This window comes from Campylobacter sp. CFSAN093238 (assembly GCF_012898015.1).
GTDB classification, from domain to species: domain Bacteria; phylum Campylobacterota; class Campylobacteria; order Campylobacterales; family Campylobacteraceae; genus Campylobacter_D; species Campylobacter_D jejuni.
Genome location: NZ_CP040611.1, coordinates 1085034 through 1106350, shown reverse-complemented (window position 1 = coordinate 1106350; position 21317 = coordinate 1085034). Strand labels below are relative to the sequence as shown.

20 protein-coding genes are annotated in these 21317 nt (G+C 30.7%); 10 read left to right on the top strand and 10 right to left on the bottom strand.

Annotation, left to right across the window (positions count from 1 at the left end):
* Window positions 1–35: 35 nt before the first annotated feature.
* From rpsR to FBF21_RS05695, 10 genes are all read right to left on the bottom strand, one after another.
* Window positions 36–296, bottom strand: a complete 261-nt coding sequence (rpsR, locus tag FBF21_RS05740) for a 30S ribosomal protein S18 (protein ID WP_002853032.1) — start codon at window positions 294–296, stop codon at window positions 36–38.
* 10 nt (window positions 297–306) lie between these two features.
* On the bottom strand, window positions 307–858 hold the full coding sequence (locus FBF21_RS05735) for a single-stranded DNA-binding protein (protein ID WP_002853013.1): 552 nt from the start codon (window positions 856–858) through the stop codon (window positions 307–309).
* A gap of 8 nt (window positions 859–866) precedes the next feature.
* The gene (gene rpsF, locus FBF21_RS05730) at window positions 867–1244 is read right to left on the bottom strand and encodes a 30S ribosomal protein S6 (protein ID WP_002853062.1); all 378 of its coding nucleotides are present in this window, start codon (window positions 1242–1244) and stop codon (window positions 867–869) included.
* 86 nt (window positions 1245–1330) lie between these two features.
* A complete protein-coding gene (locus tag FBF21_RS05725) occupies window positions 1331–2197 on the bottom strand; it encodes a VirK family antimicrobial peptide resistance protein (protein ID WP_002886367.1) in 867 nt (288 codons plus the stop codon).
* Window positions 2190–3296: an RIP metalloprotease RseP gene (gene rseP, locus FBF21_RS05720; RefSeq protein ID WP_002869473.1), complete on the bottom strand. Its 1107-nt coding sequence runs from the start codon at window positions 3294–3296 to the stop codon at window positions 2190–2192. The genes FBF21_RS05725 and rseP overlap by 8 nt, the downstream gene beginning before the upstream one ends.
* Window positions 3293–3829: a CDP-diacylglycerol--glycerol-3-phosphate 3-phosphatidyltransferase gene (gene pgsA / locus FBF21_RS05715; RefSeq protein ID WP_002869472.1), complete on the bottom strand. Its 537-nt coding sequence runs from the start codon at window positions 3827–3829 to the stop codon at window positions 3293–3295. The genes rseP and pgsA overlap by 4 nt, the downstream gene beginning before the upstream one ends.
* 125 nt (window positions 3830–3954) lie before the next feature.
* Window positions 3955–4560, bottom strand: a complete 606-nt coding sequence (locus FBF21_RS05710; RefSeq protein ID WP_002867183.1) for an NAD(P)H-dependent oxidoreductase — start codon at window positions 4558–4560, stop codon at window positions 3955–3957.
* Window positions 4560–5180, bottom strand: a complete 621-nt coding sequence (locus tag FBF21_RS05705; RefSeq protein ID WP_002852938.1) for an NAD(P)H-dependent oxidoreductase — start codon at window positions 5178–5180, stop codon at window positions 4560–4562. Before FBF21_RS05705 ends, FBF21_RS05710 begins: the two co-directional genes overlap by 1 nt.
* 63 nt (window positions 5181–5243) lie before the next feature.
* A complete protein-coding gene (locus FBF21_RS05700; RefSeq protein WP_002777060.1) occupies window positions 5244–5669 on the bottom strand; it encodes a GNAT family N-acetyltransferase in 426 nt (141 codons plus the stop codon).
* Between the two features lie 11 nt (window positions 5670–5680).
* The gene (locus FBF21_RS05695; protein ID WP_002867182.1) at window positions 5681–6769 is read right to left on the bottom strand and encodes a CinA family protein; all 1089 of its coding nucleotides are present in this window, start codon (window positions 6767–6769) and stop codon (window positions 5681–5683) included.
* 98 nt (window positions 6770–6867) lie between these two features.
* Here FBF21_RS05695 and ileS point away from each other — a divergent pair, with 98 nt between their 5' ends.
* The 10 genes from ileS (at window position 6868) to FBF21_RS05645 (ending at window position 21305) form a co-directional block, all read left to right on the top strand.
* On the top strand, window positions 6868–9621 hold the full coding sequence (gene ileS / locus FBF21_RS05690; protein ID WP_011049879.1) for an isoleucine--tRNA ligase: 2754 nt from the start codon (window positions 6868–6870) through the stop codon (window positions 9619–9621).
* Window positions 9615–9725, top strand: coding sequence for a hypothetical protein (locus FBF21_RS05685; RefSeq protein WP_002860186.1), 111 nt, complete (start codon window positions 9615–9617; stop codon window positions 9723–9725). Before ileS ends, FBF21_RS05685 begins: the two co-directional genes overlap by 7 nt.
* A complete protein-coding gene (gene gatA, locus FBF21_RS05680) occupies window positions 9722–11083 on the top strand; it encodes an Asp-tRNA(Asn)/Glu-tRNA(Gln) amidotransferase subunit GatA (RefSeq protein WP_011049878.1) in 1362 nt (453 codons plus the stop codon). The genes FBF21_RS05685 and gatA overlap by 4 nt, the downstream gene beginning before the upstream one ends.
* Before the next feature lie 9 nt (window positions 11084–11092).
* On the top strand, window positions 11093–12550 hold the full coding sequence (gene guaB / locus FBF21_RS05675; RefSeq protein ID WP_002868644.1) for an IMP dehydrogenase: 1458 nt from the start codon (window positions 11093–11095) through the stop codon (window positions 12548–12550).
* Window positions 12547–12720: an exodeoxyribonuclease VII small subunit gene (xseB, locus tag FBF21_RS05670; protein ID WP_002853034.1), complete on the top strand. Its 174-nt coding sequence runs from the start codon at window positions 12547–12549 to the stop codon at window positions 12718–12720. Before guaB ends, xseB begins: the two co-directional genes overlap by 4 nt.
* Complete coding sequence (locus FBF21_RS05665; protein WP_002888304.1) at window positions 12713–13495, top strand: carbon-nitrogen hydrolase family protein; 783 nt, start codon at window positions 12713–12715, stop codon at window positions 13493–13495. The genes xseB and FBF21_RS05665 overlap by 8 nt, the downstream gene beginning before the upstream one ends.
* A 120-nt stretch (window positions 13496–13615) precedes the next feature.
* Window positions 13616–14914 carry a UDP-N-acetylmuramate--L-alanine ligase gene (gene murC / locus FBF21_RS05660; protein ID WP_002859161.1) on the top strand — a complete coding sequence of 433 codons (1299 nt, stop codon included), beginning with the start codon at window positions 13616–13618 and terminating at the stop codon, window positions 14912–14914.
* Entirely contained in the window at window positions 14907–15257 is a 351-nt protein-coding gene (locus FBF21_RS05655) for a hypothetical protein (RefSeq protein ID WP_002783335.1), read from the top strand. Before murC ends, FBF21_RS05655 begins: the two co-directional genes overlap by 8 nt.
* Window positions 15247–17457 carry an endonuclease MutS2 gene (locus FBF21_RS05650; RefSeq protein ID WP_079264028.1) on the top strand — a complete coding sequence of 737 codons (2211 nt, stop codon included), beginning with the start codon at window positions 15247–15249 and terminating at the stop codon, window positions 17455–17457. The genes FBF21_RS05655 and FBF21_RS05650 overlap by 11 nt, the downstream gene beginning before the upstream one ends.
* 8 nt (window positions 17458–17465) lie before the next feature.
* Window positions 17466–21305: a restriction endonuclease subunit S gene (locus FBF21_RS05645; protein ID WP_057991096.1), complete on the top strand. Its 3840-nt coding sequence runs from the start codon at window positions 17466–17468 to the stop codon at window positions 21303–21305.
* The last annotated feature ends 12 nt before the right edge of the window (window positions 21306–21317 follow it).

The following is a 21317-nucleotide window of genomic DNA, read 5'->3' as shown; positions in this document are numbered from 1 at the left end:
AGAAAGCAAACTTTTTACAAGTTTGCTTTAAAAGATTATAGTCCTTCAAAAGGATTATTGATTACTTCTTTTCTATCCACTATATAAGGGATAAGGGCTACATGTCTTGCGCGTTTGATTGCAACTTCTACCATTTCTTGGTATTTTTTGCTTGTGCCTGTTAAACGGCGTGGCATGATTTTAAATCTTTCAGATAAAGCATGTTTTAACATTGCTGTATCTTTATAATCAATAAATTCAACTTTTGCTTCAGTGTATTTGCAATATTTGCGAGAGTATTTTCTTTTTTCTGCCATAGTTTATCCTTTAAAATGGTAAATTAGTATCATCGCTATCATAAGCATCGATATCAATTTCTTTTAATTTTTCTTCGTGTTGTGGGTTTTGGTTTCTTTGTGGAGCAGGGTTTGCTTTTGCTTTATTAAAATTTTGATTTTCACTCATATAAGGATCATAGCTTTGATTTTCATAGTTTCCACTATAATTGTTGTTTGAAAAGCTATTATTGCCAAAATTTCCGCCTTGTTGTGGAGCATTGGAATTGCCAAGCATTTCCATATTTTCAACTTGAATGCTATGTTTAGAGCGATTTTGTCCATTTTGATCACTCCATTGTTCAAATCTCAAACGTCCTTCTATGAGTACTTTTGAACCTTTTGTAAGGTATTGGTTTGCAACTTCTGCGGTGCGACCATAAAAGCTTATATCAATAAAGCAAGTTTCTTCTCTTTTTTCTCCATTTGCGGTAAATCTTCTTGTTACTGCTATAGCGGAAGCTCCAATAGCACTACCGCTTTGTGCATAACGCATTTCTATATCACGTGTAAGATTTCCAACCAAAACAACTTTGTTAAACATCTTTTTCCTTATTGAATTTCAGGAGCATCTAAAGGTTTAATTTCTTTTTTAGATTGCTTAATCCCGTGGCTTAGTTTTTCCCAAGCTGCAATTTCTTTTTTATTTTCATATTTTACGATTAAAAATCTTATTACTTCTTCAGTGATTCTTAACACCCTTTCAAGCTCAGCGATCAAGTTTGTAGGAGCTTTGAAATAAATCACAAAATAAGTTCCTCTTTCGTATTTTTTGATTTTATACGCTAATTTTCTAGTACCCATTGGAACAACAGTTTCAATTTCTGCACTATTTTTGGTTAGGACTTCTTTAACGAATTCCAACTTCGCATTCACTTCCTCTTCAGTAAGTGTTGGTTTTAAGATAAATAAAACCTCATAATGTTTCATCTTTTCTCCTTATGGATATTAAAGCCCATTTTTATGAGCAAGGATTTTGCATAAAGCAAGACTAGATTATATCAAAATATACTTAATTAGTCTTGAATACTTAAGGTTTTATCTAAATTTGTTTTGATTTCTTCAAGCATAGCAAAACGTTTTTTATACATGGAGCGTTTTTGCGAAGGGATTTCTTCTAGGTTTTTTTGAGAGTGGTGGAGTTTATAGTATTTGTGTTTATTGATTTTTATTAATTCTCCACCATTTTCTAGCCAAATTTTTTGATAATCTACAAAATAGCCTTTTTCTTTTCCTTTTTGAGAACGGATTTGATTTTTTTCATGTACACCTAAAGTAGCTTGAAGTTTTAAAATTTCACAAAGCATCTTAGAGCATTCTATAAGTAAAGCAACAGGGCGCAAACCATGACATTTTTTAGTTAAAATTTTATTAATTTCTAAAATATTAAAATCTTTGTATTTATGTCCTTGTATACAAGAAAGTAGAAGATTGTTTTCTAAAGTAAAGCAAAAATTACATTGTAAGATTGTGTATTTTTTAAATTTTAAAAAAAAAGCCCAAAAACCTTCTTCGCAAACATTATAGTTATATCCTAAAAAAAGCTCAAAATCTTCATCAAAAGAAAAAATTATTTGTTCCTCGGGAAGAAATTTAAAACAAGCGAGTCCCTTATCAACATCATAAATAAGTGTTTTAACACGTTCATTTGCTTTAAAACTTTTATCGCAAAATCTTCTTGTAGCATTGTAACAAGCATAGGGTCTTTGAGAGAAAAAGTCTTTTAAATGTTTATTTTTTTCTTTATTAAGCGTTTTTTCTAGAAGTCTTACTTGAGGAAAATATAAAATTTTTCTTGCTTGAAAACGCAAATAGCGCCAAAAGATTATACTTTTTCTTCTATCAGTAAAATTTGGAATAGGGTAGGAAAATTTTTTATTCACCTATAATCCTTGATATATCATTATAAGTTGCAAAGAGCATTAAACTTAAAAGTATTGCCATGCCTGTATAGCTTAAATATTCAAAAGTACGCTGTGGAACTTTGCGTCTAAAAATCATTTCATAAAGATTAAAAAGTATATGTCCTCCATCAAGCATAGGAATAGGTAAAAGATTTAAAATGCCTAAATTTATAGAAATTAAAGCAGTGATAAATAAAAGCAAAGTAAAGCTATTTTGTGCAGCCTTTGAGGTAATTTCAGTCATGGTGATAATACCGCCTAAATTTTTTGCTTCAACTTCACCACTTATGAGTTTTACAATACCCTTGATGATGAGTGTAGAAGCTTGAAAACTTTCTTGTGCGGCATATTTAAAACTTTCTAAACCTTGGTGTTTTACAAGAGTGCTTGTCCCATTTGGACTGACTCCAAGTTGAGGTTTTTCAACGATTTGTCCAAAGTCATTGTATCCTTGTCCTATTTTTGGAGTTAAAATAAATTCTAAATTTTTTCCTTCTCTATTGATTAGTATTTTCAAAGGATCTAAACTTAAATGCTTTGAAATTTCATCAAAGGTTTGAATTCTTATACCGTTAATTTCTAAGATAGTATCATTTTTTTGAAGTCCTATTTCTTGTGCAGCAGAGTTTGGCGCTATGTTTCCTATTTGCGGAGCAAGTTTGTTTAGACCTAAATTTCCTATGATAATATAAAGAAAAAAAGCTAAAATTAGATTAAAAAATGGTCCAGCAAAAAGAATATAAATCTTTTTTAAAGGACTTAAAATGCTATAGCTATCTTTGTCTAGATTTTCAAAACCAGGACGCATATCATCTTGTCCTTTAAGTTTAACATATCCTCCAAGTGGTAAAGTGCTTAAGCGATAGTTTGTGCCTTTAAATTCACGCTCTATAAGACTTTTTCCAAATCCTATACTAAAAACTTCAACTTTTACACCCAAAGATCTTGCAGCCAAAAAATGTCCTAATTCGTGAAAGAAAATTAAAAATGAGATGACTAAAACAGTTGCTAAAAATTCAATAGAATAAAATTTAATTCCCAAAGTCAAAATAACAATTAAAAGCAATAAAGATCTCATTTTTCTCCTTTTTTTTGAGCTTTTATATAAGTATAGATGTATTCAAATCCAGAACAAAGAGTTAAAAACAAAGCTATGTAAAGTAGAATTTCACCGCCTATCCACTCCATGATTAAAAATCCTATCGCAGTCATTTGAAAAGCGGTTTTAAGCTTGCCTGCAAAAGAAGCATTGACATTTAAATTTTCACTGATCATTACAACTCTAAAACCCGTGATAAAAAATTCCCTTACTAGTATAATATAAATTACCCATTCATTAGCTTTTCCTGTAAGTAAAAGCCCTAAAAAAGCTGCTAAAACAAGCATTTTATCGGCTAATGGATCTAAGATTCCACCCAGTTTTGTAGTTTGTTTCCAAGTTCTTGCGATGTATCCATCAAAAAAATCACTTAAAGCTGCTAATGAAAAAGTTAAAGCAGCAAAATAGTTAATCCAACTTTGATGAATATTTTCAAAATGATGAATTAATAAAAAAAATAGCAAAGGCGCTAAAACCATTCTAAAAATCGCCAAGATATTGGGTAAATTCATAACAAGCCTTGTGAAATTAAATGTAAAATTATAATCAAAATTGTATAAAATTTAAGCAAAGACTTAGTAAAAATACAAAAAAAGAATCAGTTTATTTTTATTTAAATTTTGCTTAAAAGCAAAATTTAAATAAATTTTACAACTTCATCAAAACTAAAACGATTTTTTTGAGGATTTTTTTCATCGTTGCAATATCCTAAAGCTACCACCAAACTTGATCTTTCTTTTTGAATATCAAGTGATAAATAAGAATCAAGCTTTTCTTTATCAAAACCACCTATAGTGCAACTTGCTATATTTAAAGCATTAGCACTGTAAAGTATGCTAGCTAGAGCTATATGAGCTTGTTCTCTTGCATAAGATATTTTTTGTTCTTGATTCAGAGATTTTAAAAAAGGCATATAAGCATCTAAGCGTTTTTGAATTTCTGTTTCACTCATATCTCTTTTTCTAAGTTTTTCTTCAAAATAATCTAAAAAATCAAGTCTTGAAATGATGATAATTAATGCAGCGCAATCTTTTACATGTTTTTGTTGGTTGCAAATTTTAGAAAGTTCTTCTTTTCTTTTCTCATCTTGCATTACTATAAATTTCCAAGGTTCCAGTCCTAAGGAACTGGGGCTTAATCTTGTTATTTCTAAAATAGAATTTAAATCCTCTTTTTTGAGTTTTTCATTTTTAAAATTTCTACAAGAATATCTTGTGCTAAAAATTTCAAGTTCTTTTTTCATTATTTTTCCTTGTAAAATTCGACGACTTCATTAAAATTTAAGCGTTGAGTAGAATATTTTGGTTCGTGGGCTTTATATCCTAAGGATAAAATTACGGCAGTTTCAAAAGGATAAGTTAAATTAAGAAAATCATCAACCTTAGCTTTTTCAAAGCCACCTATCATGCAAGAATCAATACCTAAGCTCATTGCAGCTAGTGACATTTGCATCATAGCAAGATAGCATTGAAGTTGTGCATAATGATAGAGTTCATTATCATTCATTGCATTGGTTTTATGAGTATAAATTTCTAAAATTTTTTGAAAATTTTCTTCGCTAGAACCTGAGAAACGACGCACTTGTTTTTGTGCAAATTCATCTTTGCTTTGAAGATCTTTTCTTGCTAGAAAAATAATATTATGACTTGCACTTGCTACATTTTGTTGATTGTAACATAGGGTTGAGAGTTTAAGATTGTGTTCTTTTTGTTCTAATACTACAAATTTCCAAGGCTCAAATCCATGTGAGCTTGGGGCTAAGACTCCACTTTCTAAGATAAAATGCAAATCCTTTTCATTGATTTTTTTATCATTAAAAAGTTTACAAGCTCTGCGTTTTGAAATTAGTTCTTTAAAATTCATTTTATTCCTTAAAATCAAAAATAATAATATTAATTATAAAATGCAAAGCTTAATCAAAAAATATTATAGTTTGATATTTTTCTTAAAAACAAAACCGGATTTTTCAAAACCCATTTTTTGGATATAAAATTCATGAGCTTGTGTTCTAAAAAAACTTGAACTTAGTTCTAATTCTTCATATCCTTGATCTTTTGCCCAAATTTGGATTTTTTTCAAAAAAGCTTGACCTATACCTTTTCCTCTTAAAGCTTCATCTACGACAAAATCACAAATATAAAGACAATGATTATGATAAAGTACATTAAAGGGCATGACTCCACAAGCTGCTTTGTAGCTTCCCTCATTTTCATAGGCAAAAAGTTTATAATGTTGAGTTTGTGTAGCAAGTTGGATTTTGTCTAAAAAATCTTTCAAAGATAGGTTATTTCTTAATTGTTTTATCAAGGGATAAATTTTTTCCAAGTCTTCTTTTAGCTTAATTTCTTTCATTTTTAAATCCCTTAAATTTCAAAAATTTCAGGTTTTAATTTTAAAAGTAAGCAAAAAGTTGCCAAAACAGCTTGTTCTTGCATAAATTCACGATCTCCATCTAAATAAAGCGTTTCTTGGATAAAAGTTCCATCTCTAAACATTGCACCTATATAAATAGTGCCTGATTTTATTTTTCCCTCATCTTTTTCGCCAACTACTCCGCTAACAGCTAAGGCAAAATCAGGATTAGCTGTTTTAAAAATACCTTTTAGCATAAAATAAACACAACGTTCACTGTATTCGCCATTATTTTCTAAGACGCTTTCGCTAATTCCAAGCCATTCGTGTTTGATGCGGTTGGAATAACTTACAATAGAACCTTCAAAAATTTCACTTACACCTGAAATTTTGGTTAAGGTACTTGCACAAAGTCCACCTGTGCAACTTTCAGCAAAAGAAATTTTTAATTTTTTTTCTAAAAGTTTAGAGCTTATAAAATGTATGGGATCTTTACCTAAAAATACCTTTTGTCCAAAAAGATTTTTTACGCTATTTAAAAAACCATCAAGTTTTCCAAAATTAGCGCAAGTGGCCTTAATAAGCACAAGATTATCTAAAAGCTTGGTTGATTTTATACTTATCTCATAAGATTTTGTTAGGGTTTGCAGTAGCAATATAGCGCTTTCATCATCCATGCCAAAAATGCAAAAATATGCAAAATTTAATTTTATATGTCCAAGAAGATTGGGTAATTTTTCGCTTGGATTTATTTTAACGACATTAATTTTTGAATTTGAAAAATTACACACAAAGCTATTTTTACTAAATTCTGCTTTATCTGGAACCAAGGTATCATCTTTTAAGATAAGATTATCATCATTTAAAGTTGCTAAAATTTTAGCAACAGTCGCATAATGCAAAGAGCTTGTAAATAAAGTGATAAAATCATACTGATTTAAGAGATTTTCAAGTAAAAAAGGTAAATCTTTATCGGTTTTATTTTGTATGCGAATTTCGTTGATTTCTTTAAATTTTTCTTCATAAGTTCTATAAATATAATTTTTGAATTTTTCGTTTATAGTAAGCTCATCTCCTATAAGATAAAGCAAATGTTTCATAAATTTTCCTTTTTTTCTTATAATTATAGCCAAAAACAAAGTAGAAATTAAAGCTAATTTGAGTAGAATTTAAGATTATTAAAAATTAGGTGGAAAAAATGGACTACAAAGAAACTCTACTTTTGCCCAGTACTAGTTTTGCTATGCGGGCGAATTTAGCGGAACTTGAACCGCAAAGATTTAAAAAATGGTTTGAGCAAAATTATGCTTATGAAAAAATGAAAGAAAATCGCAAAAATGCGAAAAAAAGTTTTACCTTACACGATGGCCCCCCTTATGCTAACGGACATATCCATATAGGACATGCTTTAAATAAAATTTTAAAAGAAACTATTATCAAAACGCATTATTTTAAAGGTGAGAGTGTGCGTTTTACTCCAGGGTGGGATTGTCATGGTTTGCCTATAGAACAACAAGTAGAAGTAAAGCTTGGAGAAAAGAAAAAAAGCTTAAGTAAAAAAGAAATTCGTGAGTTTTGCAGACAACATGCGAGTGAATTTGTAGATATCCAAAGAGAAGAATTTAAAAATTTAGGCATTATTGCAGATTGGGATAAGCCTTATTTAACTATGAAATTTGAGTTTGAAGCAGCGATTTATAGAACTTTATGCGAGATTGCTAAAAAAGGCTTACTTTGCGAGCGTTCTAAGCCTGTTTTTTGGAGTTGGGCGGCAAAGTCAGCTTTAGCGGAAGCTGAAGTAGAGTATCAAGATAAAGAAGATTATTCTATCTTTGTGGCTTTTGATTTAGATGTAAAAGCTTGCGAAAAATTAGGCGTTTCAAAAGCAAGCACAGTGATATGGACAACTACGCCTTGGACTTTGGTGGCTAATCAAGCTATAGCTTTAAATCCTAATGAAAATTATGTGATCACCAAAGAGGGTTTGATTTTTGCAAGTGCTTTACTTAAAAGTATGGTAGAAAAAGGACTTACAAGTGGAGAAATTCAAAAAGAACTAAACGCAAAAGAATTTGAAAAACTTGAAGCTATCAATCCTTTAAATGGAAGAAAATCTGTTTTAATTATGGGCGAGCATGTATTGATGGATGGTGGAAGTGGACTTGTACATACTGCACCAGGACATGGCGAAGATGATTATTATGCTTGTTTGAAATATGGCATTGAGGTTTTAATGCCTGTTGATGATAGTGGATGTTATGATGAAACTTTAAGAGCTAAAGGGCTTTTGCCTTCTCATTTGCTTGAAGAGTTTATAGGTCTTCATATTTTTAAGGCCAATGAAAAAATTTTAGAACTTTTAGGCGAAAAACTGTTACATTCTTCTAAATTTATACACTCTTATCCATTTTGTTGGAGAACGCATAAGCCTGTGATTTATAGAGCTACTAAACAATGGTTTATTTTAATGGATGAACCAAAACTTCAAGGAAAAACTTTAAGAGAGTGTGCAAAAGAACAACTTTTAAAAACAACCTTTTATCCGCAAAGTGGGGTAAAAAGAATAGGTTCTATGGTGGAAAATCGCCCAGATTGGTGTATTTCAAGACAAAGAGACTGGGGAACGCCTATAGCCTTTTTTAGAGATAAAAACACTAAAGAAGTGATTTTTGATGATGAGCTTTTTGACTTTGTAGCAGCTATCTTTGAAAAACATGGCGCTGATGCGTGGTGGGAGTTTGAAATCAAAGATTTAATTCCTACAAATTCAAAATACAACGCTGAAAATTTAGAAAAAGTATATGATATTTTAGATGTTTGGTTTGATAGTGGAAGTACTTTTAATGCGGTTTTAAATAGCGGACTTTATGACGCAGGAGAAAAAAGAGCAAGTATGTATTTAGAAGGAAGCGATCAGCATCGTGGTTGGTTTCAAAGCTCTTTGCTTGTAGGTACAGCGATCAATGAAAGTGCACCTTATGAAAGCATTTTAACTCATGGTTTTACCACTGATGAAAAAGGGCAAAAAATGTCTAAATCTAAAGGCAATGTGATTGCTCCTGAATATGTAGCAAAAACCTATGGAGTTGAAATTTTAAGACTTTGGATACTTTTAAGTGATTATTTAAGTGATTTAAAAATTTCAGACAATATCTTAAAACAAGTGGGTGAACAATATCGCAAAATAAGAAACACTATAAGATTTTTACTTGCCAATACAAATGACTTAAAAGATTTAGAAGTTAAAGAATTTAGCTTTATTGATAAATGGATATTAAGCCGTGCAACTAAAGTTTTTAAAGCAAGCAAAGAGGCATTTTTTGCTTATGAATTTGCTAAAGGTTTTAGTTTGCTTTTAAATTTCTTAAGTGCGGATTTAAGTGGGATTTATCTTGATATCAGTAAAGATAGACTTTATTGTGATAGCGAAAATGCTCAAAGAAGAAAATCCGCTCAAGTGGCTATGGCTTTGATAGCAAAAGAGCTTTTAAATTTACTTGCTTCAAATTTAAGCTATAGTGTAGATGAGGCTTTAGAACATGCTAATGTTTTAATCAAAGGTGATGCAAAAGATGTATTTGATCTAAGTTTAACTCAAGATTTTGATTATGATTTTGGTATAGATGATACATTTTTAATGAGTGCTAGAGAGAAATTTTTTGAACAAATTGATATACTTAAAAAAGATAAAATCATCAAATCTACTTTGGAATTAAATTTAAACATCAGTTTTAATAAATTCCCAAATGAGGAATTAGCCGATTGGTTTATGGTAAGTCAAATCAGCAATGAAAATGAAGAAATTTTGGCTGAATTTGAAGTAGAGAATGAGAAATTTAAAATCACCAAAGCTTCGCTTTGTAAATGCCCAAGATGTTGGAAACTTCAAAGTAAAGATGAAGAAACACCTTGTTTAAGATGTGAAGAAGTTTTAAAAGGGATTCAATGCTAGAAAATCCTATTCCAAATAGCATTATCATCACAACTGTAGCGGTGGTTTTGGCTTTTAGTGCTTTAGCAGTATTTTTGATCAAAAAAACAAAGGAAAATAAATGATAACTTTAAAAGAAGCTTTAAAATACTCCAAAGAAGAACTTGAAAATTTAAAAAAAGAACTCAATGAAAAAGCAAAAAAAGAAAAAAAAATAGGTGCTTATATCGAACAATTTTTAGATAAAGACTTAAGTGTTTCAGGTGAAGGTGTGCCTGTAGCTATAAAAGATAATATCAGCGTAAAGGGCTGGGAGCTTACTAGTGCGAGTAAGATTTTACAAGGTTATATCGCCCCTTATGATGCAAGTGTGATTGTTAATTTAAAAGCTAATGGTTTTTCTCCTTTTGGGCGTTGCAATATGGATGAATTTGCTATGGGAAGTTCAACAGCGAGTTCTTATTATGGCAAAACTTTAAATCCTTTAAATTTTGAGCGTGTGCCAGGTGGTTCAAGTGGCGGAAGTGCTGCTGCGGTAGCGGGTGGCTTGGCTTTGGCAAGTTTGGGTTCTGATACAGGAGGATCTGTACGTCAGCCTGCAGCTTTTTGTGGTTGCGTAGGATTTAAACCGAGTTATGGAAGAGTGAGTCGCTATGGCTTAGCTTCTTATTCTTCAAGTTTGGATCAAATCGGGGTTTTAACGCAAAATGTAGAAGATGCGGCAATTTTATATGATGCGATCGCAGGATATGACAAAATGGATAGCACGAGTGCAAATATCGAGTTTATCAAAACCGCTCCAAATTTAAATGCAAATAAAAAATTAAAAATTGCAGTGATTGAAAATTATGTCAATGATGCAGATAGTGAAGTAAAAAATGCACTTTTAAAAACCATAGATATGTTAAAAGCTAATGGACATGAGATTGTATATAAAAATTTGCTTGATTCTAAGTTTGATATTGCGGCGTATTATATCATCGCAACAGCTGAAGCAAGTACAAATTTAAGTCGTTATGATGGGGTGCGTTATGGCAAGCGTTCTGAAAATATCCAAAATTTAAAAGAAATGTATGTAAATACACGCAGCGAAGGTTTTGGAGAAGAAGTAAAAAGAAGAATTTTGTTAGGAACTTTTGTTTTAAGCAGTGGATATTATGATGCGTATTATATTAAAGCACAAAAAGCTAGAGCTTTTATTAAGGCAAAATATGAAGAAATTTTACAAGATTGTGATCTTATTTTTATGCCTGTAACGCCTACAACGGCTTTTAAATTTGATACTCAAAAAAGCCCTATACAAACTTATTTAGAAGATGTTTATACTATCTCTGTAAATTTAGCAGGGCTTGGAGGCATTAGTGTGCCTGTTGCAAAAGATAAAGAAGGGCTTAATATATCAGCACAACTGATTTGCAAAGCTTATGATGAACAAACCTTGTTAGACGGGGCTTTAAGTTTAGAACAAATGATTAAAAATTAAGGATGAAAGATGAAAATTGTAAAAAGAGCTTTAACTTTTGAAGATGTATTATTGCGTCCTGGGTATTCTGAAGTTCTACCTAAGGAAGTAAAAATTCATACTAAACTGACAAAAAATATCACTTTAAATATGCCTTTAATCTCTGCGGCTATGGATACAGTTACTGAACACAGGGCTGCTATTATGATGGCAAGACTTGGAGGGCTTGGAGTGATTCATAAAAACATGGATATAACCTCACAGGTTAGAGAAGTAAAAAGAGTGAAAAAAAGCGAAAGCGGGGTGATTATCGATCCTATTTTTGTAAGTCCTAAGGCAAGTGTTGCGGAAGCTTTAGAAATTATGGCAGAGTATAGAATTTCAGGTGTTCCTGTAGTAGATGAAGATAAGAAACTAATAGGCATACTCACCAATCGTGATTTAAGATTTGAGAGTGATTTTTCAAATTTGGTTGAAAATGTTATGACTAAAATGCCTTTAATCACTGCTCCAAAGGGTTGTACTTTAGATGATGCGGAAAAAATTTTCAGTACCAACAAAGTAGAAAAACTTCCTATAGTGGATGAACAAGGACGCTTGGAAGGACTTATCACTATAAAAGATCTTAAAAAACGCAAAGAATATCCTGATGCCAATAAAGATAATTTTGGAAGATTACGTGTGGGTGCGGCTATAGGAGTAGGACAAATGGATCGTGTGGATGCTTTAGTTGAAGCGGGCGTTGATGTTGTTGTGCTTGATTCTGCGCATGGACATTCTAAGGGTATTATTGATACAGTAAAAGCGATTAAAGCTAAATATCCAAATTTAGATCTTATCGCAGGAAATATCGCCACTGCAGCTGCAGCAAAAGCACTTTGTGAAGCAGGAGTAGATGCGGTTAAAGTAGGTATTGGGCCAGGAAGTATTTGTACCACACGTATTGTTTCAGGTGTGGGTGTGCCTCAAATTTCGGCCATTGATGAGTGCGTGGAAGAAGCAAATAAATTTGGCATTCCTGTGATAGCTGATGGCGGGATTAAATATTCAGGTGATATTGCAAAAGCTTTAGCCGTAGGTGCGAGTTCTGTTATGATAGGATCGCTTTTAGCTGGAACAGATGAGAGTCCAGGAGAGCTTTTTACTTATCAAGGAAGACAATATAAGTCTTATCGTGGTATGGGCTCGCTTGGGGCTATGCAAAAGGGAAGTTCGGATAGATATTTTCAGCAAGGTACCGCTCAAGATAAACTCGTTCCTGAAGGTATAGAAGGGCGTGTTCCTTATGTGGGAAGTATAAGAAGTGTGGTGCACCAACTTTTAGGAGGTTTGCGTTCTTCTATGGGTTATGTTGGGGCTAAAGATATAGAAGATTTTCAAAAAAGAGCCGAATTTGTTGAAATTACCACTGCAGGACTTAAAGAAAGTCACGTGCATGATGTTACTATCACTCATGAAGCACCAAACTACAAGGTTAATCATCAATGAGTTTTGAAGAAAATTTAAAACACGCTAATGAATCTTTGGAAAAATTAAATAATCAAGAGCTTGCCTTAGATGAAAGTGTAAAAATTTATAAAGAAGGTTTAGAGAGTATCAAAAAAGCAAGACTTGAGCTTGAAAAAGCAAAATTAGAAGTGGAGCAAATCGATGAGTAAAATAGCAGCTTTACAGTTTCCAACTTTAGCTTTAAGTGAATCAAGGCTTGATTATTATCTTAAAGCTTCAAAAGACAATGGAGTAAATTTAGTAGTTTTGGGAGAATATGTGATCAACAGTTTTTTTACAGAACTTTTGCATATGCCAAAAAATATGATAAAAGAACAAAGCGAAGCTAAAAAAGAAAGCTTGATTAAACTTGCTAAAAAATACGAATTAGAAATCATCGCTCCTTATGTAAGCGTTGAAGCTAAAAGTTATAAAAAACTTTGCTTAAAAGTTACTCCAAATGGTGTGAAAAGTTATGAACAGCAAATTTTAATGCCTTATGAACATTGGAATGAAGAAAAATTTTTCAGCAACAAAACTCCATCAGAATTAAAAATTTTTACTTTTAATTATGAAAAATTAAAATGTGCTTTGCTTTTTGGTTTTGAGACACATTTTGATATTTTTTGGCAACAGATTATGGCGAAAAAAATTGATTTGGTTATCGTTCCTAGTGCTTGTACCTTTGAAAGCAAACAAAGATGGGAAGAACTTTTAAAAACAAGAGCTTTTTTAAATTCTACAAGCATTTTAAGAGTAAATCGCATAGGCAAAACAAAAGATGAGTGGAATTTTTACGGCGATACTTTGTTTATTAATGCTTTTGGTGAGATAGAAAGTAAATTGGGTTCTGAAGAAGAAATGCTTATTATAGAGCCTAAAAAAAGTGATGAAGCAAGAAAACTTTGGGGTTTTGATAAGATAATAAAAGAATTTAAAAATTAAATTTATACTTATAGATTTATAAGTTTATAAAAGTTATCTAGAGCTGATAGAAGCTAAGGTTTATATTTTCTTTTTAGTAAAAAAGTGCTAAAATTTAGCCTTTAAGGTATAAAGGTTTAAATGATGCAAAATATCCATTTTATCGGCATAGGCGGTATAGGAATTTCCGCTTTAGCAAGATTTTTAAAAGAAAAAGGCTTTGAGATTAGTGGGAGCGATCTTAAAGAGAGTAAAATCACTAAAGAACTAGAAAAAGAAGGGGTTAAGGTCAGCATCCCTCATCATAAAGACAATATTTTAAACAAAGATTTAGTTATTTATTCTGCTGCTATCAAAGAAGAAAATCCTGAATTTAAACACGCTAAAGAATTAGGCATTAAATGCCTTTCACGCAAGGAGGCCTTACCTCTTATCTTAGAAGATAAGCGCGTTTTTGCAGTTGCAGGAGCACATGGAAAAAGCACAACTTCAAGTATTTTGGCTTCTTTGCTTGATGATGCTTCTGTGATCATCGGAGCGATTTTAAAAGAATTTGGTTCAAATATGATTTATAAAGAAAGCCAAAACCTTGTTTTTGAAGCTGATGAGAGCGATAGTTCTTTTTTAAATTCAAATCCTTATTTGGCTATAGTTACTAATGCAGAAGCAGAGCATTTAGATCATTATGGCAATGAAGTTTCAAAACTCCATCATGCTTATGCGGAGTTTTTAGATACGGCTAAAATTCGCGTGATTAATGCTGAAGATGAGTTTTTGAAAAATTATAAAAATGAGTCAACCAAGCTTTATCCGAACAAAGATATCAAAAACTGCACCATGCGTATAGAAAATTTCAAACCTTTTACAAGCTTTGAGTTGAAAGATTTAGGTGAATTTAAGGTTTTTGGCATGGGATATCATTTAGCCCTTGATGCGTCTTTGGCGATTTTGGCGGCTTTAAATTTCTTAGATATAGAAACGATAAGAACTAGGCTTAAAAATTATCAAGGTATTAAAAAGCGTTTTGATATTTTACATGCTGATGAAAATTTGGTTTTAATCGATGATTATGGTCATCATCCCACCGAAATAAAAGCGACTTTAAGTGCAGCACAAGAATACGCAAAATTAGGCGGATATAAGAAAATCACAGCTATCTTTGAACCCCACCGCTACACGCGTTTGGCTGCAAATTTAAAGGAATTTGCAAAGGCTTTTGAAGGTGTAGACGAGCTTATAATTTTACCTGTTTATGCTGCAGGAGAAGAGCCTATAGGGCTTGATTTAAAAGCGGTTTTTCCTAAGGCTTTATTTGTAGAAGATATCAAAAGAGAGGGTAAATTTTTGGTGGCTTCTAAGGGGCAAGTTTTTGAAGAAGGGCTTATTATAGGTTTTGGTGCAGGAGATATCAGTAATAAATTAAGGCAAAAAAATGAGTAGGTTTTTTTTATATTTTTTAATTATTTTAATTTTAGCCTTAATCACTTTTGCTTTGCGTGAAAAATTAGGCAAAAAAACTAAACCTTTTTTTGGTATTTTGCTTGTGATTTTTATTGTTTTAGCAGTATTTTTTGAATTTGAAAACACACAAAAAAGTCATTTAAGAACAGATATTATCGTAGCTTTTAATCAAAATAAAAATATTTTATGTAAAGATATCAATGTTTCTAAGGCGTATTTTAATTATGAATTTGGTACAGGAAGTTTTATTTCAAAGGATAATAATCAAAGTTTTAATTCTTTAATCATAGATATTAAAGATTGTAGGTTAAATGATGAATGATACAAAAGAAGAATTGATCTCAAAGCTTGATTTAAACAGCTATTTAGAAGAGTTTAAAGCCCTTTTTGCAAGAGATAAGGAGATTTTTTTGCAAGGAGATTCTAATCTTCATTTTAAACGTATACATGAGCTTTGCGAGGTGGAATTTCCTACTATACCAGAGCTTAGCAATCTTGATAAAGCCTTGGTTCATTTAAGTAAGCAAGGAATTTTACATTTAGATGAAATTTTTGAATTTGTAAAAATTTTTCGTTATTTTGAAAAGTTAAAAAAAATAAAACTAGGAACAAATTTAGACTCTTGGCTACAAAAGATAGAATTTGTTAGCGGGGCTTTGGAGCTTTGTTTGAATTTCGATGAGAAAGGAGAATTAAAAGAAAGTTTAGATGAAAGACTTGTAAATCTTAATGCCGCTTTAAGATTGAAAAACGAAAGCATAATAGCTGAGTTTAAGAAATTTTGTTATACAAAAGCTTTGATGCCTTATCTTATCGATACACAAATCCATCTTATAAACAATCTTGAAGCCTTGCTTGTAAGAGGTGGGTTTAATCACGCCATTAAAGCAAAAATCATAGGTAGAAGTAGTGGCGGTGGCTTTTATATCGTGCCTTTAAGTGTTGAAAATTTGCAAAATGATATAGAAAAAATCAAAAATCAAAAAGAAGAAATTTATTATGAATACGCTAAAAATTTCTCAGCTTTTTTAGCAAAAAACCTACCTTTTTTAAAATTTATCAATACAGCCTTTGATCTTTTTGATCATTATAGTGCTAGGGTTTTGCTTGCTAAAAAAAAGGATTTTGAATTTGTTTTGTGTGATCAAAGTACAGATTTAGTGCTTAAAAATTTCGCTCATCCTGCCTTAAAAAATCCAAAAAGCGTGAGTTTGGAATTTAAAAAACAAGTTTTAATCATCACAGGGGTAAATGCAGGCGGAAAATCCATGCTTTTAAAATCCATGCTAAGCGCAGCATTTTTAGCTAAACATCTTTTGCCTATGCATATCAAAGCAAGTGAAAGTAAAATTGGTACTTTTAAAGAATTTGATGCCATCATAGAAGATCCGCAAAATGTTAAAAACGACATTTCAACTTTTGCAGGAAGAATGTTGCATTTTTCTAGACTTTTTTCTAAGAAAAATTTGCTTTTAGGTATCGATGAAATAGAGCTTGGAACAGATTTTGAAGAAGCGGCTTGTTTGTATAGTGTGTTAATTTCAAAACTCATAGCTAATAATCTTAAAATCATCATCACCACGCACCACAAACGCCTTGCTATGCTTTTAGCAAAGAATGAGCAAGTTGAACTCATTGCTGCTTTATATGATGAAGAGCTTTCACGCCCAAAATATGAGTTTTTAAAAGGTACTATAGGAAAATCTTATGCCTTTGAAACCGCTTTGCGTTATCAGATTCCGCCGAATTTAGTTAGCGAGGCTAAAAAGCTTTATGGCGAGGATAAAGAAAATTTAGAAGAGCTTGTGGGTAAAAATATCAATCTTGAATTAGAACTAAAAGCTAAGCTTGAAAATGTTGAGAAAAAAGAGCAAAAAGTCGATGAAATTTTACTTTCTTTAAAAGATCAAAAAGAAAAAAATGAACAAGAATTTCGCACGAGTTTGAGAAATTTAGAATTTAAATTTCACAAAGCCATAGAAGAAGCTAAGAAAACCATACAGCTTAAAGACACAAAAGATAAGCAAAGAAGCCTTAATAAAGCCAATGAACTTAAAAAAGAAATCATCTTGCCAAGTATGGAGCAAAACGAAGAATTGCGTGTGGGGGATTTTGTAAAATATGAAAAAATTAAGGGTAAAATCATAAGCATTTCTAAAAACGATGCTATGGTTGAAAGCGATGGGATCAAACTTCGTGTGCCTTTAAAACTGCTTAAAAAAAGTGGCGCAATGCCAAAAAAAGTAGCAAAAACAAGTATAAGCATAAGCAAACCAAGCAATCTAAGTGTAACTTTGGATTTGCACGGGCTTAGGAGTGATGAAGCTATTTCAAGGCTTGATAAATTTATTTCAGATGCTTTGCTTGCAGGCTTTGATGAAGTTTTAGTTTACCATGGTATAGGAACAGGAAAGCTTGCCTTTGCTGTAAGAGAGTTTTTGAAAACTCATAAAAGTGTCAAGGGCTTTAATGACGCACCGATCAATCAAGGTGGTTTTGGTGCTAAGGTGGTGAGATTATAAGGAAATAAATGATTACAAAAGATAATTTAAAACAAGTTTTAGAAAACTTAGGCTTTAAAAATAAAAATGAAAATTATGTAAAAACAATCAATAATTACACTCTTTTAATAGATTATAAAAACCAAAGTATTAATTATCCAAAAGAAATAAAAATTCACGATAAAACTACTTCTAATTTTTCACACCCTGAAAATTTTGTAGTTTTTGAATGTGTGCATAGACTTTTAGAAAAAGGTTATAAGGCTGAACATTTAGAGTTAGAGCCAAAATGGAATCTTGGCAGGGATAAAAAAGGTGGTAAGGCTGATATTTTAGTAAAGGATAATGAAAACAATCCTTATTTGATTATAGAATGTAAAACCACAGATTCTAAAAATAGTGAATTTATAAAAGAATGGAATAGAATGCAAGAAGATGGCGGACAGCTTTTTTCTTATTTTCAGCAAGAAAAAGGTGTAAAATATCTTTGTCTTTATACAAGTGATTTTAGCGATAAGTTAGAATATAAAAATTACATCATACAAGCTTACGATAACGAAGAATATCTAAAAGAAAAGGAATTACAAAATTCTTATAAAAAATCTAATAACAATATAGAACTTTTTAAAACTTGGAAAGAAAGTTATGAACTGCAATATTTTAAACAAGGTATTTTTGAAGCAAATGTCAATGCTTATAAAATTTTAGAAATTACTCCAACTTTTGATAATCTTAAGGAACTTAAAGAAGAAGGTAAATATCACGAATTTGCAAAAATTTTACGCAAGCATAATATATCAGGCAAGGAAAATGCCTTTGATAAACTTGTAAATATTTTTCTTTGTAAAATCTATGATGAAACTTTTAATAAAAACAATCTCAAATTTGGATATTTTGGTGTAATGGCAGATACTTATGCAAATATGCAAGATAGATTAATGTGGCTTTATAAAGAAGCTATGAAAGAATTCTTAGGAGAGAAAATTACCTTTGTATCTAATGAAGATATAGAAAAAGACTTTAAGCAATTAAAGATAAAAACTTTAAAAGAAGTAATGCAAAATTACATCAAAGAATTAAAATTTTATTCAAATAATGATTTTGCATTTTTAGAAGTGCATAATAAAGAATTATTCTTAAAAAATGCACTTGTATTAAAAGAAATAGTAGAGCTTTTTGCAAATTACAAGCTTACCCAAAACTCTACAAATCAATTTTTAGGCAATCTTTTTGAACTTTTTTTGCAAAAAGGTATGAAGCAAGATGAAGGGCAGTTTTTTACCCCTATTCAAATTTGTGAATTTATTATGTATTCTTTACCGCTTCAAGAAATGTTAAGCAAAAACTCTAAAGCTTTAAGAGTGATTGATTATGCTTGTGGTGCTGGACATTTTTTAAACACCTATGCCAATGAGCTTAAGCGTTATCTAACAGAAGATGAGCTTAAAGAGCATTATAAAAATATTTATGGTATTGAAAAAGAGTATCGCTTAAGTAAGGTTTCTAAGGTATCAAGTGCAATGTATGGGCAAAATGAAATCAATATTTTATATGCTGATGCACTTGCTTCTTTTGAATTAGCAAATACAAATAATTTAGAAGGAGAAAAAGCAAAACCACAAATAGAATCAAATAGTTTTGATTTGCTTATAGCAAATCCGCCTTATTCTGTAAAAGGATTTTTAGAAACTTTAAGTGATAAATCTAAGAATACCTATAAACTTTTTAACGATGATATAAACATAGAAACAAATAATTCTATCGAATGCTTTTTTTGCGAGCGAGCAAATCAAATTTTAAATGATAATGCTAAAGCTGCTATTATCTTACCAAGTTCTATTTTAAATAAAGATTCTATTTATAAAAATACAAGAGAAATATTATTTCAAAATTTTGATTTTATTGCCATTGTAGAGCTAGGTAATCAAACATTTGGAGCAACAGGGACAAATACGATTATTTTATTTTTACGCAAAAAAGAAACTTTTAAACAAGAAAATCATCTTATTTCTCAAGATTATAGTTTGATTAAAGAACGCATAGAAGCTGAAAATTTAAAAGACAATGAAAACTTTTATCAAAATTATCTAAGTGCGTATTGTGATTTTAGAAAATTTGATAAAGAGCTTTATAGTAATTTTTTAAATGGAAACTTAGATTCTAATCTTGTAGAGTTAGAAGCCTTTAAAGATTATCGCAATGCATTTAGGCAAACAAGTGATTATAAAAAACTTAAAGAATCTAAAATTTATAAAGAAAGTAAAGATAAGCAAGATTTAGAAGATAAAGCCTTTTTAGCTTATGCTCAGGCAATAGAAAAGGATAAATTGCTTTATTTTAGTCTAAGTCTTAATCAAGAAGTTTTAATCATAAAATCCCCAAGTGATATAAAAGAACAAAAGAAATTTTTAGGTTATGAGTGGAGTAATAGAAAAGGTGATGAAGGTTTAAAAGAATTGCACGAGCCTTATTTGAGCCCACTTTTTGAAAGAGGCAATCCACAAAATGAGACTAAGCTTAATACTTTAATCTACAAATCTTTTTTAAATACGCTTGATGTTATCCCGCAAGAATTGCAGATTTATGCTACAAAAGCAAGGCTTGTTGATATGATGGATTTTGAAAAAGTGGAATTTAATAAAGCTATAAGTTTAAATCCAAAAACTCAAAGAGAAGAAATAAAGTCTCAATACCCATTGGTTAAATTGAAAATTTGTGGAGATTTTTTCATGGGAGGAACACCATCAAGAAAAAATATAAATTATTGGAATGGGGATATTAAGTGGCTAACAATTAGCGATTACTCTAATCGTCAAGTTATTATGGATACTAAAGAAAAAATTACAAGAGAGGGTTTTAAGAATTCTAATGCAAAAATGATACAAAAAGGTGCTGTTGTTGTTTCAATTTATGCAACTATTGGTAGAGTTGGAATATTAGGCGAAGATATGACAACAAATCAAGCTATAGTAGCTATTATTCCAAATGAAGAATTTATAAATAAATATCTTATGTATGCTATTGATTATTTTAAATTTCAATTATATAACGAAGTTATTACAACTTCGCAACAAAATATAAATTTAGGAATCTTGCAAAATATGGTTATTCCAAAACCACCGCTTGAAATTCAAAAACAAATCGTAGCAGAGTGTGAAAAGATAGAAGAGCAGTATAATACTTTAAGTTTGAGTATAAAAGAGTATCAAAACCTAATCAAAGCAATGCTTCAAAAATGTGGTATTATAGAGGACAATCAAGAATATGAACTAAATTCTATTTTAGATAAAATTAATAATTTGTGTAAAATAAATTTGGATAGTGAATTTTTATCATCATTTAATAAAACAATTAAAGAATATGCTTTATCAAATCCAATTTTTAAATTAAGTATTGGAAAAAGAGTTTTAAATAATGAGCTGCTTGAAAATGGACAAATTCCTGTTTATAGTGCAAATGTGTTGGAAGTATTTGGATTTGTTAATAAAGAAATTTTGCAAGATTATGATAATGATTCTGTTTTGTGGGGTATAGATGGAGATTGGATGGTGGGATTTATACCAAAAAATAAAAAGTTTTATCCAACTGATCATTGTGGGGTATTAAGGGTTGATGATACAAAAATAAATGCTAAATACATAAGTTTTATTTTAAATGAAGCTGGTAAAAAACAAGGATTTTCAAGAAAACTTAGAGCTTCAATAGATAGAATAAAAGCATTAAGAGTTAAACTTCCTTCTTTAGAATTTCAAGATCAAATAGCAGATATAACTGACAAGATTGAGAAAAAAATCAATGAATATAAAATAGAACTTGATAGATTAGAAAAAGAAAAAGAAAAAATCTTGCAAAAATATTTATTTTCTTAAAGCATTTTTCGC

Coding starts and splice junctions, on each gene's coding strand:
- rpsR (WP_002853032.1), bottom strand. CDS start 296: ATGGCAGAAAAAAGAAAATACTCTCGCAAATATTGCAAATACACTGAA.
- FBF21_RS05735 (WP_002853013.1), bottom strand. CDS start 858: ATGTTTAACAAAGTTGTTTTGGTTGGAAATCTTACACGTGATATAGAA.
- rpsF (WP_002853062.1), bottom strand. CDS start 1,244: ATGAAACATTATGAGGTTTTATTTATCTTAAAACCAACACTTACTGAA.
- rseP (WP_002869473.1), bottom strand. CDS start 3,296: ATGAGATCTTTATTGCTTTTAATTGTTATTTTGACTTTGGGAATTAAA.
- pgsA (WP_002869472.1), bottom strand. CDS start 3,829: ATGAATTTACCCAATATCTTGGCGATTTTTAGAATGGTTTTAGCGCCT.
- FBF21_RS05710 (WP_002867183.1), bottom strand. CDS start 4,560: ATGAAAAAAGAACTTGAAATTTTTAGCACAAGATATTCTTGTAGAAAT.
- FBF21_RS05705 (WP_002852938.1), bottom strand. CDS start 5,180: ATGAATTTTAAAGAACTAATTTCAAAACGCAGAGCTTGTAAACTTTTT.
- FBF21_RS05700 (WP_002777060.1), bottom strand. CDS start 5,669: ATGAAAGAAATTAAGCTAAAAGAAGACTTGGAAAAAATTTATCCCTTG.
- FBF21_RS05695 (WP_002867182.1), bottom strand. CDS start 6,769: ATGAAACATTTGCTTTATCTTATAGGAGATGAGCTTACTATAAACGAA.
- ileS (WP_011049879.1), top strand. CDS start 6,868: ATGGACTACAAAGAAACTCTACTTTTGCCCAGTACTAGTTTTGCTATG.
- FBF21_RS05685 (WP_002860186.1), top strand. CDS start 9,615: ATGCTAGAAAATCCTATTCCAAATAGCATTATCATCACAACTGTAGCG.
- gatA (WP_011049878.1), top strand. CDS start 9,722: ATGATAACTTTAAAAGAAGCTTTAAAATACTCCAAAGAAGAACTTGAA.
- guaB (WP_002868644.1), top strand. CDS start 11,093: ATGAAAATTGTAAAAAGAGCTTTAACTTTTGAAGATGTATTATTGCGT.
- xseB (WP_002853034.1), top strand. CDS start 12,547: ATGAGTTTTGAAGAAAATTTAAAACACGCTAATGAATCTTTGGAAAAA.
- FBF21_RS05665 (WP_002888304.1), top strand. CDS start 12,713: ATGAGTAAAATAGCAGCTTTACAGTTTCCAACTTTAGCTTTAAGTGAA.
- murC (WP_002859161.1), top strand. CDS start 13,616: ATGATGCAAAATATCCATTTTATCGGCATAGGCGGTATAGGAATTTCC.
- FBF21_RS05655 (WP_002783335.1), top strand. CDS start 14,907: ATGAGTAGGTTTTTTTTATATTTTTTAATTATTTTAATTTTAGCCTTA.
- FBF21_RS05650 (WP_079264028.1), top strand. CDS start 15,247: ATGATGAATGATACAAAAGAAGAATTGATCTCAAAGCTTGATTTAAAC.
- FBF21_RS05645 (WP_057991096.1), top strand. CDS start 17,466: ATGATTACAAAAGATAATTTAAAACAAGTTTTAGAAAACTTAGGCTTT.